A 17,531-nucleotide genomic window follows, 5' to 3' on the forward strand; every position below is an offset into this window, starting at 1 on the left:
AAAAAAGTATTTATGCGACATTATTTTGTTTTTCTTTTAATATTCGTTTCCACTTTGGCATTTGCTCAAGGTGAAGATGCTTGGGTATATTTTACAGGAAAGCCAAATGCTCAGGACTTTTTTAATAATCCATCGCAAACATTATCACAACGAGCTTTAGACCGTCGTACAAAACAAAATATTGCCTTAAATGTTTCAGATGTTCCTATTGAGATAACCTATGTAAATCAGGTTAAAGCAAGCACGGGGATTTCTGTAATGGCGCAGTCAAAATGGCTTAATGCAATTCACGTTAGAGGAACGCAAGTAAATATAACGGCGTTAAAATCATTTACCTTTATTGATAAAATAGTTTTTGCTAATAAAGCTTTGAACACAACAGCAAAACCTGCGGCGGCTCATGCTGCGGCAAAAACAAAAGAAAAGCTAAATACTACAATTGATTACGCTTACGGGAATTCTGCAAATCAAATTCAAATGTTGAATGGGCAAGTACTGCATCAACAAAACTATACAGGTTCAGGTAAAATAATTGCTGTTTTAGACGGAGGTTTTCCGGGAGTAAATACAACACAGCCTTTTAAGAGATTAAGAGATAATAATTTGATTTTAGGCGGTTACGACTATGTAAATAGAAGTGCTGATTTTTATTCTGGGAATAGTCATGGAACCTCAGTTTTATCTACAATGGGCGGTTATACTGAAAATTCTTTGGTGGGAACTGCACCAGATGCTTCTTATTATTTGTTTATTACAGAAGATAATGCCAGCGAGAATCCTGTTGAAGAATCGTATTGGGTTGAAGCGGCTGAGCAGGCAGATGCTTTTGGAGCTGATATTATTACAACCTCATTAGGGTATTTTGGATATGACGAGCCAAGTTATAGTCATACCTACAGCGATATGAATGGCACAACAAATTTTATTTCAAGAGGTGCAGAAATAGCTTTTAGTAAGGGAATAATTGTTTTGGCTGCAGCCGGAAACGAAGGAACAACTGCAGAACCGCATATTGGCGGCCCCGCAGATGCAGTTTCAGTTATTACCGTAGGTTCAGTTAATGCTTCAAAAACAAAAGCCGGTTCAAGTTCTATCGGACCAAGTTTTGATAATCGAATTAAGCCGGATGTTATGGCACAAGGTGTTGCGGCAGTTGTTTCTAATGCAGCAGGAAATATTGGAACAGCAAACGGAACTTCTTTTGCTTGTCCAATAATGGCAGGAATGGCAGCTTGTTTATGGCAGGCTTTTCCATTAAAAAACAACAAAGAAATTAGACAAATGATACTGCAGTCTGCAGATCGCTATACAAATCCTGATAATAATTATGGGTATGGAATTCCAAACTTTGGCTCAACTCTGGGTGTAGAAGCGTTTCAATCTACTTCCGATTTTTTGGTCTATCCAAATCCAGTTCAAACAAATATTTCTTTCTCATTTACTAATCCTAAAGCATCAGTATCAATTTACTCTATTTTAGGGCAGAAATTGATAGAAAAAGAAATCACCAATCAAAATCCATTACTTTCTGTAGAAACTCTAACCAGCGGACTTTACTTTTATATTTTTGATAGTGAAGGTCTGCATAAAACAGGAAAAATAATTAAACAATAACAGCCCAATCTGCATGAACAAAATTACCAAACTCTTCAGTATAAAATATCCAATAATACAAGGCGGCATGATCTGGAACAGCGGTTACAAACTGGCTTCGGCTGTTAGTAATTCTGGCGGTTTAGGTCTAATAGGCGCTGGATCAATGTATCCTGAAGTTTTAAGAGAACATATTCAGAAATGTAAAAAAGCGACAGACAAACCATTTGGGGTTAATATTCCTATGTTGTATCCAAATATTGAAGATATAATGAATATTGTGGTTGAAGAAGGCGTTAAAATCGTTTTTACTTCTGCTGGAAATCCTAAAACATGGACTTCATTTTTAAAAGAAAAAGGAATTACGGTAGTTCACGTAGTAAGCAGCAGTGTTTTTGCCTTAAAAGCCCAAGAAGCCGGAGTTGATGCTATTGTTGCTGAAGGTTTTGAAGCTGGAGGTCATAATGGACGTGAAGAAACGACAACGTTAACTTTGATTCCAATGGTGAAAGAAAAAGTACAGATTCCTATTATCGCTGCGGGTGGAATTGCAACAGGAAGAGGAATGCTTGCAGCAATGATTTTGGGTGCCGATGGTGTTCAGGTTGGAAGTCGTTTTGCCGCTTCAATAGAATCTTCTGCTCACAATAATTTTAAGCAAACGATAGTTAATATAAAAGAAGGAGGAACTCAATTGACATTGAAGGAATTAGCTCCTGTTCGACTAGTGAAAAATAAATTCTATCAAGATGTCCAGGAATTATATGAAAAATGTCCATCTAAAGAAGAATTAGTTCAGCTATTAGGCAGAGCCAGAGCAAAAAGAGGAATGTTTGAAGGTGATCTTGAAGAAGGCGAATTAGAGATTGGACAGGTCGCAGGATTAATTCACGAAATTTTGCCTGTAGAGCAAATTATTCAAGAAATGATAGCCGATTTTGAATCTGCCCGCAAAGAAAAAGCTACATTTGAGTTTTAATTATCCGCAAGAAATTTATATGAATTCTATACGCACTTATTTAGTATTATTATTGTTTTTAGGTTTTGGAATGCATTATGCTCAAGGTCAATCGTATCATTTTAAAACTTCGGGTTTTAGTGTGTTAGAAAAAACAGAAAAAGGAAAATGGGGCGAGTGGTCCAATCTTGATTTAGTAAATCTTTCGGTTGTTTTAGATACAGACAAACACAGAATTGTGGTGTACTCGCAAGAAATTCAGCTTTTTAAGATATTAGATTATATCGAACGCGAAGAAAATGATACTGATATTGTGTATTCCTTTATGTGCAAAGACAATGACGGAAAGGAGTGCAAACTTTCAATTATAACACGTAAAAAGCAAGATTATCGCAAACAGCTGTACATCAATTATGACGATCATATAATTGTTTACAATATTTTTAATGTATAAAAAAACCTTAGAACCTTAGCATCTCAGAACCTTAGCGCCTTCCTTAAGCATCAACATCCTTAATAAATTCATCATATTCTAGATAAAACATTTCGAGAGCATGCATTTTTTCGTTGAAGAAATCAAAAATGGCGTCCCAATTGTTGCGATTACTGAAACCTACTCCAGTTTTCTCGACCCAGATTCTACTAATCGTTTTACCGCTTTCTAAAGTGTGATTTTTTTCAAAAACTAAATCTTTGATGAATTCTTCATCAAGAATATTTTTTAAAGCTTCTAATTTTTCAAAGTAAGCATTTCGTTTTTCATCACTTCGTTGCTCGATGTCAATTAAAACTTGAGCTTTTTTATTATCGACATAAAATTTAAAAGAGAAATCTTTTATCTTGGTATCATAAAGAACCCATTTTCTTGGGTATTTTTCGGCAAAAGCAACCCAAAATTCTCTTTTTATTCTTTGTGATTCTTCTTTACTATACATTTTATTTTTATGGCTTTGCTTTAGAAAACTTGTAGAACCGCATTTTCTAGAGTATATTTATATTTTAATTTGAGATTCTGTTTAGATTTTATATATCAGAATTTGTATGAGATTATTTCTTGATAGATGAGGCAAATTTAGAAAGAATAATGAATTTATTTTTTATTAGTTTAACTAAATATAGCGAGAAATAATCAGTAAAAAAAGGAGAGATAAAATCTAAACAGAATCTAATAATACAAAAATAAACTTTGAATATGGATTTTCAAGACTTTTTGAAATTTGTTCCTAATTTAATTCCGATTGAACTGCCGGCAGAATTAGCACACATGAAAATGGCTCCAAAAGAACGTCTTGAAGCTTTAAAAAATATTAATCTAGAGACAAAGAATCCCAGAATAGCAGCTGTTATGATGCTGTTGTATCCAAAAAAGGATAAAACACATTTGGTTTTGATTGTTAGAAACGCCTATAATGGTGTACATTCATCGCAAATTGCTTTTCCCGGCGGGAAATATGAAAACACAGATTTAGATTTTAGAGAAACCGCATTAAGAGAAACGCATGAAGAAATTGGTGTAGCTCCAGAAAAAATAGAAGTTATAAAGGATTTTACACCAATGTATATTCCGCCAAGTAATTTTTTGGTGCATCCGTTTTTAGGAATTTCAAATGAAGAATTGTCGTTTTATCCAGATATTCGCGAAGTCGCTGCAATTATAGAACTGCCATTGTCTGTTTTTTTAAGCGACGAAATTATAATCGAAGCCACATTATCAACTTCTTATGCAAATGATGTTTTAGTTCCTGCATTTAATATTCAAAATCACATTGTCTGGGGAGCAACAGCAATGATTTTAAGTGAATTGAGAGATGTCTTAAAAACTAGTTTTGAAAATAAATTATGAAATTTTTAATTTAACAATTTGATATTCATGTTTATAGTAGTTTATTTTTGAAATTGCCTAAAAGTACTGCTAAACGATTTATTTTTGTATGTTTGCGTCCTAACCTCAAAAACAGAAAATAAAGTTATGGGATTGTTTAAACGAAATCCTTTCGGACATATATTATTTATCAAGAAATGGTTAATCCGAATCTTGGGAGCTATGACGCACCGAAGATACAGAGGTTTTAATGAATTGCAGATTGAAGGATCTGAAATCATTAAAACATTGCCAGATAATAATGTATTGTTTATTTCTAATCACCAAACTTATTTTGCCGATGTTGTAGCAATGTTTCATGTGTTTAACGCAAGTTTAAGCGGACGTCAAGACACTATTAAGAACATTGGTTATTTGTGGCAGCCTAAAATGAATTTGTATTATGTCGCTGCCAAAGAGACAATGCAGGCTGGTTTACTGCCAAGAATTTTAGCTTATGTTGGAGCAATTACAGTTGAAAGAACTTGGCGCTCAAAAGGTGTCGATGTTACTGAAAAACGTGATGTTAATCCAAACGATACCGAAAATATTCGTATTGCTCTCGAGGATGGATGGGTTATAACATTTCCGCAAGGAACAACTAAGTCATTTAAGCCCGTTCGTAAAGGAACAGCGCATATTATAAAACAGCATAAACCTATTGTGGTTCCTATTGTTATTGATGGATTTCGTCGTTCGTTTGATAAAAAAGGACTTCGTTTAAAAAAGAAAAACATTCTGCAGTCTTTTATTATAAAAGAACCACTTGAGATTGATTATGAAAACGATACAATTGAACAAATTGTAGAAAAAGTCGAATATGCAATCGAACAGCATCCATCATTTTTAAAAGTAATTCCTGCCGAAGAGATTAAAGTTGAGGAAGAACTTAATGAAATGAGAAGATGGAGTTATAAAGCTCCAGAAAATGGATATTAAATTTTAATTTTTTTTTGTTTGCTTCGCCAATTCGGCTAAAGCCTCGTGTCAAGTTTCAAGTTTAAAAAATGGCTTAGTAGCTTGGTATCTTAATCCAGTTATTTAAAGAAAAACCTTTGAGCCTTTGCCTCTCTGCACCTTTGCCACTAAACTAAAAATCAATTTTCTTCAATTCCTTGTAGTTTGCGTATAATCTTCGTAAAAGAGTTCCGTACAGTAATCTATAGAAACACCAGAATAATCCAAAGAAGCCAAGTATTACAAAAATTAAAATTCCAACTGTAAAAAGCATCGCTTTACCATCTTGGGCAAGTTTTTCTTGGAAAAAAGCCATATCTGGATTGTAGACATATCCTATAAAAAAACTGAAAATAGAGGAAACTACAATCATTCCTAAATTGTACCAAACATAATATTGAACTGTTTTTCTAGTTCTTAAAATGGTACTCATTAAAGATTTGGTAGCCACTGTAGTCGAAATTGTTGTATAGTTTTTATAGAAAATGTATACAAAAATTAATCCCACTAAATAATTCATATAAGTCAAGTATTCAAGTGCAGCCACAATTTCCGGATGATTCATTTTTTGTAAAACATCATCAGTATTGATAAATAAATTGGAGAAAGTCCAAAAGGAAATTTCCAGAATGCTTATAATTAAAATCCACTTCACAATAGAAGATGATTTTTTATGAATCATTTTGTAGATTTCTTGTTCAGAAATTTGCTCAAAAGAATCCGAGTTCTTTTTCCAGTCTTTTTTTAGTAAATCCAGTTCTTTCATAATAATTTTTAAGGATTTAATATTTTTTTAAGTTTCCCTTTAATTCTGTTCATTTTCACGCGCGCATTCACTTCGCTGATTCCTAGAGTTTCAGCTATTTCTTGATAGTCTTTATCTTCTAAATACATAAAGACCAATGCTTTTTCGATATCGTTTAGCTGATAAACAGCTTTGTACATTAATTTAATCTGCTCTTCTTCTTCATAGTTGTAGTCAACATCTTTTACAAAATGCTGATGACTTTCGTAATCTACGGTAGATATAGTCCTTTTGGTTTTGCGATAGAGAGTAATTGCTGTATTTAAAGCAACGCGATAAGTCCAAGTCGAAAATTTACTGTCGCCTCTAAATTTTGGATACGCTTTCCAGAGCTGAATGGTGATTTCCTGAAACAAATCTTTGTGTGCATCTTCGCCGGCAGTATATAATCGACAAATTTTGTGGATTATATTCTGATTTGCCTGCAATTGCGTAACAAATGATTGTTCTAGGTTTTCGGTCATAAAAGTATTAGTAGTGTTGGAATTAATTTTGTTACAGATAAAATGACTTTTTAATTATACTCAATTCTTATTCCTGAGGTTTGCTCTCTTTTATCATAATAAGAGTTAATCTTACCCCAATTAAAATTTGTTTTTTCTCCAATATTATTATCTAGCCATAGATCAAACATTTTTTTTAGCTGTAACTCTTCTTTTTCATTCCAATTGTCCCAATCTTTTTCTTGAGGTTTTAATGTAAAACTAAAATTTACTGACTTTATTTTTTTCTTATAAAAAGATACTGCCACGAAAAAATAAAAATTATCAATATGTATGTTTCTAAAATAAATCCATTCATAGCTATTTCCCATATCTTCAGTATGGGCTACAGATTCAAAAGTAAGAACTTTTGAGTAAGAGTCTTTGCTCGTAATGATTTCATTAGTACTTAAATGGAAGTTACCATTATTTATATCTATTATTTTCATTTTTTCGCAGAAATTATTTTTGTAAAAGTTATAAAATTCGTTTTTTATAATAATTGACCATCAAATCTACAAATTTGCTATAACTGTCCATTCCGTCTTTCTGATTGTTTGATTTTAAGAAACTATCATAAATAAAATGGAAACCTTCATCAATAAAAGTATCATATTGTTTCCAGAAATCCTGACTTTCCTGATAGTTTTTTAAAATTCCAGGATTTACTTGTCTCTTTAGAATAGTAAAGATTTTTTCGTTTTTATACTTCCAAATACTTAAGCAGTAATGTAATGTAAAGCTATAACCTGCATATTGGTAATAAGGATTGTTGTTTTTAACAGATGCTAAAACACCAATAAAATTACATTCATTTTCACTAGCAAAACCAATCTGATGTGCCATTTCGTGAGCTGTGGTTTGCGGAAAATTATACATTGGCAGTAAATCATTAATTTGAGCTTCGTTAGTAAAAGGATTTAAATAACCGCCAAAACCCATATAAGTTAATGGTGTACTGAAAAGTGATTTTTTAACACTTAGAATTTCATATTTAAAGTAAGGATGTTCTTGTGCTAAGTTGTTATAGCCGTTTAAAATCATTTTAAAAGATTCTTTTTGCGAATACGGAAAAACAATTTTTTCATTTTTATTTTTTGTGATTTCATACTGAACTTCATTGGTTTTAGCGATTAATCGTTTTGTGAAAGCTAAAAGATCAGCATCAGTATATTCTCTTTTGATTTCCATTTTTACGAAAAGAGGCTCACGATAATAATTGAAAGCCCATAAAAGATGAAAGAAAAAATAAAAGATTGAAATTTTACCCAAAATCGTTAAAATATGATCTTTCCAATCAGCTCTCCATGTTTTACGTATTTTCCAAAACCAAGTTATTGCGGAAAGTATAAGGACTGCATAAATACAATCGCCTACAGAAAAGGGAATTTTTCCTAAAAGTGTTCTTGAGAAGTGCGAAATTCTAACAAACAAATTGTTGCTGTAAAAACCTTCGACATAATCTGAAAAATAAGGCAGAATTTTTAAAACAATAATTTGTACAAGTAAAAATAATGGCAGAATGTATTTTGATTTCACAGTTTAAATTTTGAATACGTAAATATAAATACAATATCGATTGATAAAAAAGTTAAATGCGAATTCCTATAATTTTCATTAATTAATGTTTTTCAAATTACGCAAGAGTCTTTAGTGTTGTTGAAATTGTATTTTAATTCAATACAATTAGTGCTAATTCGTGAAATTCGTGGCGAAAAAAAGTATAAACTTTGTAACTTTGACAATCTTAATTGTTAAACATCAAACAAAATATAATGAGTCAGGAAATAAGAAATCTGGAACCAAAAGAACTTTGGAACAAATTTGCAGATTTAAATGCAGTTCCACGTCCATCAAAAAAAGAAGAGCGTGTAATCGAGTTCATGAAAAACTTTGGAAACAGCTTAGGTTTAGAAACTTTTGAAGACGAAATTAGAAACGTAATCATTAGAAAACCTGCAACTCCGGGAATGGAGAATCGAAAAGCAATCGTAATGCAGGGGCATCTTGATATGGTGCACCAGAAAAATGCAGATACTGTTTTTGATTTTGATAAGCAGGGAATTGATATGTATGTAGATGGTGACTGGGTTCGTGCTCGCGGTACAACGCTTGGTGCAGATAACGGACTTGGAGTTGCTACAATCATGGCAGTTTTAGAAAGTAAAACAATTGCACATCCTGCAATAGAAGCTTTGTTTACAATCGATGAAGAAACGGGTATGACCGGAGCATTAAACCTAAAAGGAGGAATTCTTCAAGGTCAAATTTTATTGAATTTGGATACTGAAGAAGACGATGAAATTGATATAGGATGCGCTGGAGGAATTGATGTAACAGCTACAAGAACATATCACGATGAAGAAGTTCCAGAAGGTTCTGTGGGGTATTCTATTACTGTAAAAGGATTAAATGGAGGTCATTCAGGAATGGATATTCATAAAGGATTAGGGAATGCTAATAAAATTATGAATCGTTTGTTATTTGATGCTTTTGAAAACTTTGGTTTACAAATTGCAGAAATCAACGGAGGAAGTCTTCGAAATGCAATTCCAAGAGAAAGTGTTGCAAAGGTGATTATTTCTGAAATGTTTGATGAAGCGTATCTTTTTGATATGCAGGAAATCATTAATGATATTAAAGCTGAATATAAAACTACTGAACCAAACTTATCGATAGAAATCGTTAAGACTGATTTACCTGAAAAAGTAATGGATTTAGGTGTTCAGGAAGGTATTATTAGAGCAATTTATGCAGCTCACAATGGTGTTTATAGAATGAGCGCTGATATGGCTGATTTGGTTGAAACATCAAATAATATTGCTCGTGTAATCATAAAAGACGGTGAGATATTGGTAGGATGTTTAACTCGTTCTTCTGTTGAATCTTCTAAATTTGATTTGGCAAATTCTTTGCGTTCAGCATTTGAATTGGTTGGATGCGAGGTAGATCTTTCTGGATCTTATCCTGGATGGACGCCAAACGTGAATTCAGAAATTTTAGAAGTTTTAAAAGAAATTTACGAAAAGCAAAATGGTGAACAGCCAAAAGTTGTAGCTTGTCATGCCGGTTTAGAATGTGGAATTTTAGGAACAAATTACCCTGAAATGGATATGATTTCTTTTGGACCAACAATTCATGGTGCACACTCACCAGATGAAAGAGCTAGTATTTCATCTGCTCAAAAATATTGGAAATTTGTATTAGAAATTCTTTCTAATATTCCAGTTAAATAATAGTATTTTAGTGTTCAGTTTTTTAGTAATCAGTTTTCTGATATCTTAAAAGCTGAACACTTTTTAAATTCTGTACACTAAAAAAAACGGATCACTGAACACTTTTTAGTGCCAATAAATCTGTACACTAAAAAAACTGCCCACTGAACACTAGTTTCTAGTCTCTTTTAGGAGAATTTTTCTTTTCTCTTTTTTCCTCTTTCTTTTCTTTAGCCGTTTTTAACGGTTCTTTTTTTGCTGTTTTTTTAGCATCCTGACCTTTTGCCATTCGTAGTTGTTTTTTAATTGATTAATAGGTAAATATAGCTTTTTAAAATCCTAAAGAGCATAAAAAAATCCCCAATTTAAAATTGAGGATTTCTGTATTTATGGTAAGAGTAAAATTTTAATTCCTTTTAAGTACTTTATATTGTTCATAACAACCGCTGATGGCATCTAAAATTTGAAGGTCATTTGCTGTTTGAATAAAAGCATCTGAATAGTTACAACGGTGCATAATTTCAGGGATTTCATCCTTGCTTATTCCTAAAAGTACAGCAATGGTTTCACGGTCATATTTAGTTTCTAGCAAGTTTCTAATCGTGTCATCTTTCTTCATATCCTTCAGTTTCTTGAGTTCTTTTCCATTTTTTCCAAAGAAATTATAAAGCATATCGGCTGGATTGAAAATAGAACCTAATACTTTTCCAAAAGCATTTGGAGAATATTCACCCGCTTCATAACCTTGCGTAAGACCAGAAATACTGTAACGATAATTTTCTTTTGTAGGAATTAATTTTGAGTCAACCTCGAGATATCCTGTTAAAGTAAAAGGAGCGATAATAACTTCTTCAAGCGCGATCGCTTTTTCGGTAAGCTGAATGCGGGTAACTTTATTTTTTATCCAGTCATTTGTTACTCTAATTCTAAGAGATTGAAATCCTAGTAAAGAAAAGTGAATAGTGTCATTAGGCTGCACATCAATTTCAAAATACCCTTTTGCGTCAGATTTTGCGCCGCGTACCTTGTTGGTGTTGATGATGTTTACGTTTGGAAGAGGTTGTTTACTATCGTCGTTTATAATATAACCCGAAACTCTTTGCGGGGTTGTAGGCTCGATGTCCTGCGCAAAACTAACGGTAGAGAATAGCATAAAAAAGAAAACTGCGAAATATTTCATATCCTGATTTAAAGCACTAAAAGTAGTAAATAGAGATTAAATATTTCGCAGTCTTCGAATATAATTATAAGAAAATTAACAAAGACAGCAGCGTTGCTTTTAGTATTTAAATAAAAAAGGATAAGGAAGTTTAAATTACATTGTTTTGGATTACAAAAGTCATTTTTAGTGATTAGATTCTTAAAAGTAAAAAAAATCCCAAATTCCAATTATGTCTGGAATTTGGGATTTTATATTTTAAGATATTAAAGAATTAATCTCTTCTTGGTCTTCTTGGTCTTGGTGAATCACCAAAGCTTTCAGAACGTCTTGGAGCTCTATCAGAACCACCTTCGTTTCTTTTGAAGCCACCTTCTCTACGAGGAGCAGATGAGTTTCTGTCGCTTCTAAAACCACCTTCTCTAGGAGCAGAGTTTCTGTCGCTTCTAAATCCTCCGCCAGAACCTTCGCGTCTTGGAGCAAAGTTCCCTTCTCTTCTTGGTCCAGAACTTCTTCCGCCGCCACGGTTATTGTGGTCGCGTCTTCCGCCTCCGTCATTTTTAGAGATTTCAACATTAATACGACGTCCTTCTAATTGAACGTTGTTTAATACTTCCATTACTTTATCAGTATGCTCAGGATCTGTGTTAAAGAAAGAGAAACCTTCTTTTACATCTACCTTGAAAACATCATCACGACCTAAATCTAATGTTTCTTTCAGGTAATCTTTAAGTGACATCCAATCGAAATTGTCTCTTGATCCAATGTTTACAAAATAACGAACTGCTCCATTATTATTGAATTCTCTTGGCTCAGAATCGTTTCTTTCGCGTCTTTCTCCTGAAGATTGAGATGAAATGTCTCTGTTCTTTTTGTAGTAAGCAATAAAACGATTAAATTCTACTGAAACCATTTTCTTAATCAATTCTTCTTTAGATAAATCTTCAAGAACATTGTTGATTGCTGGTAAATAGTTGTCAATTTCGTGATCAACCTCAGTATCTTTAATTTTATTAGCTAAGTGTAATAATTGAATTTCGCAGATTTCAATTCCAGATGGAATTGTTTTTTCTTCGAATTTTTGTTTGATGATTCTTTCGATAGAAGAAATTTTACGTAACTCACTTTTTGTAACGATTACAATAGAAGTTCCTAATTTTCCAGCTCTACCAGTACGTCCTGAACGGTGGTTGTACGTTTCGATCTCATCAGGTAATTGGTAGTTTACAACGTGAGTTACGTTATCAACATCAATACCACGTGCAGCAACATCAGTAGCAACAAGCATCTGAATTTGTCTTCCGCGGAAAGATTTCATTACACCATCACGCTGTGCTTGAGATAAATCTCCGTGCAATGCAGCCGCGCTGTATCCATCTTCGATAAGTTTTTCGGCAATAGCCTGAGTATCTCTTTTTGTACGACAGAAAACCACAGAGAAAATATCTGGGTTAGCATCTGCCAAACGTTTTAAAGCTTCGTAACGATCACGAGCATTTACTAAGTAAAATTCGTGAGAAACTGTAGATGAACCAGAGTTTTTAGCTCCAACAGTAATTTCTACAGGCTCGCTCATGAATTGTTTTGCAATTCTAGCAACCTCTTGCGGCATTGTTGCAGAGAACAACCATGTGCTTTTTTCGTCTGGAGTATCTGATAAAATAGATACGATATCTTCGTAGAATCCCATGTTTAACATTTCGTCAGCCTCATCAAGAACACAGTAATCTATGTTTTTAATGTTAACTAAACCTCTGTTAATCATGTCTTGCATTCTTCCTGGAGTAGCTACAATAATTTGTGCTCCTCTTTTTATTTCTCTTGCCTGCTCTGTAATACTAGCTCCTCCGTAAACTGCTACCACATTAATACCTTTTTCGTATTTAGAGTAGTTTTTAAGTTCGTTAGTAATCTGTAAACAAAGCTCGCGTGTTGGCGATAAAACTAATGCTTGTGTATTTCTGTTGTCGGCATCAATTTTTTGAATTAGCGGAAAACCGAAAGCTGCCGTTTTCCCTGTCCCTGTTTGAGCCAACGCAACCATATCCGTGTCTTTTTCCAATAATAGGGGAATCGCCTTTTCCTGTACCTCTGACGGATTTTCAAATCCTAGATCTAAAATCGCCTTCAGTAACGATTCATTCAATCCTAATTGTTCAAATTTATTCATATGTGTTTTTAAAATAGGGTGCAAAATTACTGTTAATTATTCAGATAAACTAATGCAATTTTAAGAATTATGTATTTGTTATGATTTGATTATCAAAAAGTTATGTTTAGTGTAAAATGATTTTTTGAAAGAAATCGAAAAAAAAACGTCTTGAAATATCAATTTTGTTCCTTAAAATGTTGTATTTTAAACAATTATTTTGTTCTGTTCAGGAAATCAATAAGTTGCTCGGTTGCCTTTGCACGATGGCTGATTTTATTTTTAACTTCAGCTGATAATTCAGCAAAAGTCTCACTGTAATTTTCGGGTTGAAAAATAGGATCGTACCCAAAACCATGATTTCCAGTTTTATTCAAAGTAATAGTTCCTTTTGCCAAGCCGGTAAAAAGATGTTGAGCACCATTTAAATTTAATGCAATAACGGTCTTGAACTGTGCACTGCGATCTTCTTCTTTTTTCAGAGCATCCAAAAGTTTATTCATGTTATCATCAGCATTTTTTTGCTCACCTGCATATCTTGCCGAATAAACGCCTGGTTCTCCATTTAAAGCTTTTACTTCTAATCCAGTATCATCTGCAAAACAGTCGTAACCATACTTTTCAGTTACATAATTAGCCTTTAAAATCGCGTTGCCTTCAATTGTATCTGCTGTTTCTGGAATTTCTTCATGACAGCCAATATCTTCTAAGCTTAAAAGCTGAATAGATCCGTTAAGAATACTTTGAATTTCTTTGATTTTATTTAAATTATTTGAAGCGAAAACGAGTTTCATGGGTGTAATATTTTAAAGTGAATTTTTCGATTAAAAAGATAAAAGCTATTCCAAATGTATAAGCAAGAATATCACTCCAAAGAAAACCTTGTCCTAAAACGTATCTTCCAAAAAGTGTTTTTCTGAGTGCTGTGATCCAGCCGCTTTGATAAAGCTGCAAGAACTCAATGCTGTAACATATTAGTAGAGAATAGATTATTATAAAAATGGTTTTTTTACCGATAAACAAGATTCGAACCAGAAAATAAATCATAATCGCATATAGAAAATCACCAATCCATAACGGAATAAATGAGATTTTCCTTGAAAGAATTCCCAAAAGAATAATGGTCAGAAGTAAAACGGAATATTGTATTCGGGTTTTGTTCAAGTTTATTTTTTTGCTTCAAGCAAAATTACGATTAATCTTTTAAGTTGTCTCTCTTTGCAAAATTTTAAATTATAATGAAAAGGAGTTAGAAATAAATGAAACTATAAACAGGTCTGCTTTATTTTATGAATTTACAAATTCGATAAATTACACAGATTATTATTATCTTGAAGCACTTTTAAGACTTCAAAAAATTAAATAAAATAGATTATGCTAAAGAAAATCACTCAAATTTCGCTTGCGGTTATAATGGTATTAATGGTTGTAAGCTGTAAAAATGCGAAACAAAAACTTCAGGAGTTTGTTACTTCTTATAATGCTGCGGCACCAGCTTTTAAAAGTGAAAATGTTACACTGACAACAGCTCGAGGATATATTAATGATGATAAAATTGAACTGCGATTTGAAACTAATTTAGAACAAAACGCTCCTAACAAATTAGCGGCAGGTATTGCGTTTGATAAATTATTGAAGGAAATGATAAAGAAAAATCAAATTCCTAAAGATCTGGTAGAAGAAGGGATTCAGTTTGATGCCTATTTTTTGGCAGATGATAATACCGTTTTTGTAAAACAGATTATAAATAAAGAAACGTTGCCAGAACTACTGAATTAAACTTATTCGATGCGTTTTATAAAATAATTATTGAGTGTACTCAATAGTTATTTTGGTAAAGTTTGAGTTATAATAAAAATGCCTCTTTAATAATAAAGAGGCATTTTTGTTTAATTTATTTTGGTAACATTTGTCAGGTTATCTGGAAAATAGAGCTCTGATAAATTGGTAAACTCATCACCACGCATAAATATATTAATATCTACATCGGCAAAAGAAGTTTTTCCTGCTGCAGCCAAAAGTTCGTTGGCAGAATGAAGTGTATTTTTATGAAAATGATACACACGATCTGATTTATCTGTAACGACCAAACCTTTCATCAGCATTTTGTTTTGTGTAGCAACTCCTGTTGGGCATTCGTTATTATGACAACGTAAAGCTTGAATACAGCCTAAAGAAAACATAAAACCTCGAGCACTGTTACAGATATCAGCACCTAAAGCAATGGCGTGCAGAATAGAATACCCAGAAATAATTTTTCCGCTTCCAATAATGCGTATTTTGTCACGAATATTTAATCCAATCAATGTTTTGTTTACGAATATTAAAGCAGGTTCAAATGGCATTCCTACACCATCAGCAAATTCTAAAGGAGCAGCGCCAGTTCCTCCTTCGGCACCATCAATAGTTATAAAATCAGGATAAATATCTTCCGCAATCATTTCGTGGCAGATTGCTTCAAATTCAGCCGTGTTACCAATACATAATTTAAAACCAATAGGTTTTCCGTTTGATAATTCTCGTAACTGTGCAATAAAGTGAATCAAACCTTTAGAATCAGAAAAAGCATGATGACCCGGAGGTGAAAGAATCATTGTATGCGGTTGAACTCCTCTAATTTTTGCAATTTGTTCCGTATTTTTTTTTGCTGGAAGTACGCCTCCATGTCCTGGTTTTGCGCCTTGAGAAAGTTTAATTTCAATCATTTTTACGTTTGGAAGATTTGCCTTTTCAGAGAAATTTTCTGGGCTGAAATTTCCTTCGGCATCACGACAGCCAAAATAGCCTGTACCAATTTGCCAAGTAATATCGCCTCCGCCGGCAAGATGAAATTCAGTTAATCCGCCTTCTCCAGTATTTTGATAAAAATTCCCTTTTTGAGCACCAATATTTATAGCACGAACGGCATTTTCGCTAAGCGAACCAAAACTCATTGCAGAAACATTAAATAAAGAAGCAGAGTAAGGTTGTTTGCAATCTTTTCCACCTACTAAAACACGAGGTAATTCTTCGTTAACTTTAGCAGGGAAAATTGAATGTTTTATTCCCTCATAGCTTTCAGTGTTTAAATTTTGCTGTGTTCCAAAAGGAGTACTAGAATCGATATTTTTAGCTCTTTGGTAAACTAATGAGCGTTGGTTTCTGGAAAAAGGTTTTCCGTCAGTAGATCTTTCAATAAAATATTGCTGAATTTCGGGCGCGATCATTTCAAATAAATATCTGAAATATCCCAAAACCGGGAAATTTCTTAAAATAGCATGTTTTTCTTGAGATGCATTGTAAGCACCAACAAGTAATAATATTGGAAGAATTATTACTAATAAAAAACCGCGTCCAGTATAATAGTAAATTGCTGCAACAATTAGAAACAATAAGAATCCGTAGATAAAGAATTTTTTTCTCATGTTTTTAAAGTATTAATAAGGTAAAATTTTAATTAGTTGAATCGTAATCTAACATAGACATGTTTAATACCTTTTTTGTCAGACTCTCTTTCATCGATTTCTAGAATATCCGTAAGTGATTTTAGCATTGGCGTAAGCTTAGAAAATCCGTAATTTCTTGGATCAAATTCAGGTTTCTTTTTTACGATCAGATTTCCAACATCACCCAAAAATGCCCAGCCGTCATCATCTTCAATGTCTTCAATAGTAGCTTCAATAAGTTCAATAGTTTGTTTATCAATTTTATGCAATGCTTTTTCTGCAGGTTTTTCAACCAGTTTTTTAGTATCAGCAGCAACAACCGTTTTCGGTTTCTTTTTCTGAATTGCACCGTCTAAAACTTCAATATAGATAAATCTGTCGCAGGCAGCAATAAAAGAACTTGGAGTTTTCTTTTCGCCTATACCAATTACTTTCATACCAGATTCTCGAAGTCGTACCGCCAAACGGGTAAAATCGCTGTCGCTTGATACGATGCAAAAGCCGTCGAGTTTTCCTGAATAAAGTAAATCCATGGCATCAATAATTAAAGCAGAATCCGATGAATTTTTTCCAACTGTATAACTATATTGTTGAATAGGAGTAATGGCATGCTCCAATAATACAGATTTCCATCCGTTTGCATTTGGCTTCGTCCAATCAGCATAAATACGTTTTGTAGTTGGTGTGCCAAACTTTGCGATCTCTTCCATCATGCCTTTTACATTGCTGTAAGGAACATTATCTGCATCGATAAGAACAGCTAATTTTAGATCTTTTGAGTTGCTTAAAGCCATTATTTCAATATTAGAAAAATTAGTATTCTCAAAGTTAAAATTAAAATTGGTTTTTATATGAATTTTAGGTCAAATAAGTGTTTTAGCGGTTCTAAATTATTTTGGTTATAAATAAGTTTTTGTTTTAGAAAAT

The 17,531-nt window shown here is 33.0% G+C and carries 18 protein-coding genes; 7 read left to right on the plus strand and 11 right to left on the minus strand.

Annotated elements, in window-relative coordinates; genetic code table 11:
• The first annotated feature begins 12 nt into the window (after window positions 1-12).
• Genes ACHRV0_RS08460 through ACHRV0_RS08470 form a run of 3 tightly spaced genes read left to right on the plus strand, consistent with a single transcriptional unit; the run spans window position 13 to window position 3,005 of the window.
• A complete protein-coding gene (locus ACHRV0_RS08460; protein WP_395440510.1) occupies window positions 13-1,614 on the plus strand; it encodes a S8 family serine peptidase in 1,602 nt (533 codons plus the stop codon).
• Window positions 1,615-1,627: 13 nt separating this feature from the next.
• Window positions 1,628-2,572: an NAD(P)H-dependent flavin oxidoreductase gene (locus ACHRV0_RS08465; RefSeq protein WP_395440511.1), complete on the plus strand. Its 945-nt coding sequence runs from the start codon at window positions 1,628-1,630 to the stop codon at window positions 2,570-2,572.
• 19 nt (window positions 2,573-2,591) lie between these two features.
• Window positions 2,592-3,005, plus strand: a complete 414-nt coding sequence (locus ACHRV0_RS08470; RefSeq protein WP_129024635.1) for a hypothetical protein — start codon at window positions 2,592-2,594, stop codon at window positions 3,003-3,005.
• Window positions 3,006-3,048: 43 nt separating this feature from the next.
• Here ACHRV0_RS08470 and ACHRV0_RS08475 read toward each other — a convergent pair whose 3' ends face one another.
• The gene (locus tag ACHRV0_RS08475) at window positions 3,049-3,486 is read right to left on the minus strand and encodes a DUF4268 domain-containing protein (protein WP_129024634.1); all 438 of its coding nucleotides are present in this window, start codon (window positions 3,484-3,486) and stop codon (window positions 3,049-3,051) included.
• 257 nt (window positions 3,487-3,743) lie between these two features.
• Here ACHRV0_RS08475 and ACHRV0_RS08480 point away from each other — a divergent pair, with 257 nt between their 5' ends.
• Window positions 3,744-4,394 (plus strand): NUDIX hydrolase, encoded by a 651-nt coding sequence (locus ACHRV0_RS08480; protein ID WP_395440512.1) that lies wholly within the window; start codon window positions 3,744-3,746, stop codon window positions 4,392-4,394.
• A gap of 126 nt (window positions 4,395-4,520) precedes the next feature.
• Entirely contained in the window at window positions 4,521-5,351 is an 831-nt protein-coding gene (locus ACHRV0_RS08485; RefSeq protein WP_089055109.1) for a 1-acyl-sn-glycerol-3-phosphate acyltransferase, read from the plus strand.
• A 151-nt stretch (window positions 5,352-5,502) separates the two neighbouring features.
• Here the strand turns inward: ACHRV0_RS08485 and ACHRV0_RS08490 are convergent, their stop codons facing one another.
• The 4 genes from ACHRV0_RS08490 to ACHRV0_RS08505 are packed head-to-tail and all read right to left on the minus strand — an operon-like array spanning window position 5,503 to window position 8,195.
• Window positions 5,503-6,135, minus strand: a complete 633-nt coding sequence (locus ACHRV0_RS08490; protein WP_129024632.1) for a hypothetical protein — start codon at window positions 6,133-6,135, stop codon at window positions 5,503-5,505.
• A gap of 8 nt (window positions 6,136-6,143) precedes the next feature.
• Entirely contained in the window at window positions 6,144-6,638 is a 495-nt protein-coding gene (locus tag ACHRV0_RS08495) for an RNA polymerase sigma factor (protein WP_129024631.1), read from the minus strand.
• Window positions 6,639-6,688: 50 nt separating this feature from the next.
• Window positions 6,689-7,105 (minus strand): hypothetical protein, encoded by a 417-nt coding sequence (locus ACHRV0_RS08500; RefSeq protein ID WP_395440513.1) that lies wholly within the window; start codon window positions 7,103-7,105, stop codon window positions 6,689-6,691.
• A 28-nt stretch (window positions 7,106-7,133) separates the two neighbouring features.
• Window positions 7,134-8,195, minus strand: coding sequence for a DUF3810 domain-containing protein (locus tag ACHRV0_RS08505; protein WP_395440514.1), 1,062 nt, complete (start codon window positions 8,193-8,195; stop codon window positions 7,134-7,136).
• Between the two features lie 236 nt (window positions 8,196-8,431).
• Between ACHRV0_RS08505 and ACHRV0_RS08510 the strand changes: the two genes are divergently transcribed.
• Window positions 8,432-9,892 (plus strand): aminoacyl-histidine dipeptidase, encoded by a 1,461-nt coding sequence (locus ACHRV0_RS08510; RefSeq protein ID WP_129024629.1) that lies wholly within the window; start codon window positions 8,432-8,434, stop codon window positions 9,890-9,892.
• Window positions 9,893-10,277: 385 nt separating this feature from the next.
• On the opposite strand, the gene ACHRV0_RS08515 is transcribed toward ACHRV0_RS08510, so the two are convergent.
• From ACHRV0_RS08515 to ACHRV0_RS08530, 4 genes are all read right to left on the minus strand, one after another.
• Window positions 10,278-11,051 carry a carboxypeptidase-like regulatory domain-containing protein gene (locus ACHRV0_RS08515; RefSeq protein ID WP_089055103.1) on the minus strand — a complete coding sequence of 258 codons (774 nt, stop codon included), beginning with the start codon at window positions 11,049-11,051 and terminating at the stop codon, window positions 10,278-10,280.
• 253 nt (window positions 11,052-11,304) lie between these two features.
• Window positions 11,305-13,200, minus strand: a complete 1,896-nt coding sequence (locus ACHRV0_RS08520; RefSeq protein WP_089055102.1) for a DEAD/DEAH box helicase — start codon at window positions 13,198-13,200, stop codon at window positions 11,305-11,307.
• A 194-nt stretch (window positions 13,201-13,394) separates the two neighbouring features.
• Entirely contained in the window at window positions 13,395-13,973 is a 579-nt protein-coding gene (locus ACHRV0_RS08525) for a non-canonical purine NTP diphosphatase (RefSeq protein ID WP_395440515.1), read from the minus strand.
• The gene (locus ACHRV0_RS08530; RefSeq protein ID WP_395440516.1) at window positions 13,948-14,343 is read right to left on the minus strand and encodes a DUF2809 domain-containing protein; all 396 of its coding nucleotides are present in this window, start codon (window positions 14,341-14,343) and stop codon (window positions 13,948-13,950) included. The genes ACHRV0_RS08525 and ACHRV0_RS08530 overlap by 26 nt, the downstream gene beginning before the upstream one ends.
• Before the next feature lie 210 nt (window positions 14,344-14,553).
• On the opposite strand from ACHRV0_RS08530, the gene ACHRV0_RS08535 reads away from it, so the two are divergent.
• Window positions 14,554-14,958, plus strand: coding sequence for a hypothetical protein (locus ACHRV0_RS08535; protein ID WP_395440517.1), 405 nt, complete (start codon window positions 14,554-14,556; stop codon window positions 14,956-14,958).
• A 110-nt stretch (window positions 14,959-15,068) separates the two neighbouring features.
• Here the strand turns inward: ACHRV0_RS08535 and ACHRV0_RS08540 are convergent, their stop codons facing one another.
• Both ACHRV0_RS08540 and ACHRV0_RS08545 read right to left on the minus strand, forming a co-directional pair.
• On the minus strand, window positions 15,069-16,583 hold the full coding sequence (locus tag ACHRV0_RS08540) for an FMN-binding glutamate synthase family protein (RefSeq protein ID WP_395440518.1): 1,515 nt from the start codon (window positions 16,581-16,583) through the stop codon (window positions 15,069-15,071).
• A 32-nt stretch (window positions 16,584-16,615) separates the two neighbouring features.
• Window positions 16,616-17,398, minus strand: a complete 783-nt coding sequence (locus tag ACHRV0_RS08545) for an NYN domain-containing protein (protein ID WP_089055097.1) — start codon at window positions 17,396-17,398, stop codon at window positions 16,616-16,618.
• Window positions 17,399-17,531 lie beyond the last annotated feature (133 nt).

The organism is Flavobacterium sp. FlaQc-30 (assembly GCF_044005885.1).
Lineage (GTDB): Bacteria > Bacteroidota > Bacteroidia > Flavobacteriales > Flavobacteriaceae > Flavobacterium.

What these genes read in the sequence shown, in the direction of transcription:
- ACHRV0_RS08520 (WP_089055102.1), bottom strand. Translation starts at nt 13,200, where the DNA reads ATGAATAAATTTGAACAATTAGGATTGAATGAATCGTTACTGAAGGCG.
- ACHRV0_RS08510 (WP_129024629.1), top strand. Translation starts at nt 8,432, where the DNA reads ATGAGTCAGGAAATAAGAAATCTGGAACCAAAAGAACTTTGGAACAAA.
- ACHRV0_RS08460 (WP_395440510.1), top strand. Translation starts at nt 13, where the DNA reads ATGCGACATTATTTTGTTTTTCTTTTAATATTCGTTTCCACTTTGGCA.
- ACHRV0_RS08470 (WP_129024635.1), top strand. Translation starts at nt 2,592, where the DNA reads ATGAATTCTATACGCACTTATTTAGTATTATTATTGTTTTTAGGTTTT.
- ACHRV0_RS08465 (WP_395440511.1), top strand. Translation starts at nt 1,628, where the DNA reads ATGAACAAAATTACCAAACTCTTCAGTATAAAATATCCAATAATACAA.
- ACHRV0_RS08515 (WP_089055103.1), bottom strand. Translation starts at nt 11,051, where the DNA reads ATGAAATATTTCGCAGTTTTCTTTTTTATGCTATTCTCTACCGTTAGT.
- ACHRV0_RS08500 (WP_395440513.1), bottom strand. Translation starts at nt 7,105, where the DNA reads ATGAAAATAATAGATATAAATAATGGTAACTTCCATTTAAGTACTAAT.
- ACHRV0_RS08540 (WP_395440518.1), bottom strand. Translation starts at nt 16,583, where the DNA reads ATGAGAAAAAAATTCTTTATCTACGGATTCTTATTGTTTCTAATTGTT.
- ACHRV0_RS08535 (WP_395440517.1), top strand. Translation starts at nt 14,554, where the DNA reads ATGCTAAAGAAAATCACTCAAATTTCGCTTGCGGTTATAATGGTATTA.
- ACHRV0_RS08480 (WP_395440512.1), top strand. Translation starts at nt 3,744, where the DNA reads ATGGATTTTCAAGACTTTTTGAAATTTGTTCCTAATTTAATTCCGATT.
- ACHRV0_RS08490 (WP_129024632.1), bottom strand. Translation starts at nt 6,135, where the DNA reads ATGAAAGAACTGGATTTACTAAAAAAAGACTGGAAAAAGAACTCGGAT.
- ACHRV0_RS08525 (WP_395440515.1), bottom strand. Translation starts at nt 13,973, where the DNA reads ATGAAACTCGTTTTCGCTTCAAATAATTTAAATAAAATCAAAGAAATT.
- ACHRV0_RS08485 (WP_089055109.1), top strand. Translation starts at nt 4,521, where the DNA reads ATGGGATTGTTTAAACGAAATCCTTTCGGACATATATTATTTATCAAG.
- ACHRV0_RS08545 (WP_089055097.1), bottom strand. Translation starts at nt 17,398, where the DNA reads ATGGCTTTAAGCAACTCAAAAGATCTAAAATTAGCTGTTCTTATCGAT.
- ACHRV0_RS08475 (WP_129024634.1), bottom strand. Translation starts at nt 3,486, where the DNA reads ATGTATAGTAAAGAAGAATCACAAAGAATAAAAAGAGAATTTTGGGTT.
- ACHRV0_RS08495 (WP_129024631.1), bottom strand. Translation starts at nt 6,638, where the DNA reads ATGACCGAAAACCTAGAACAATCATTTGTTACGCAATTGCAGGCAAAT.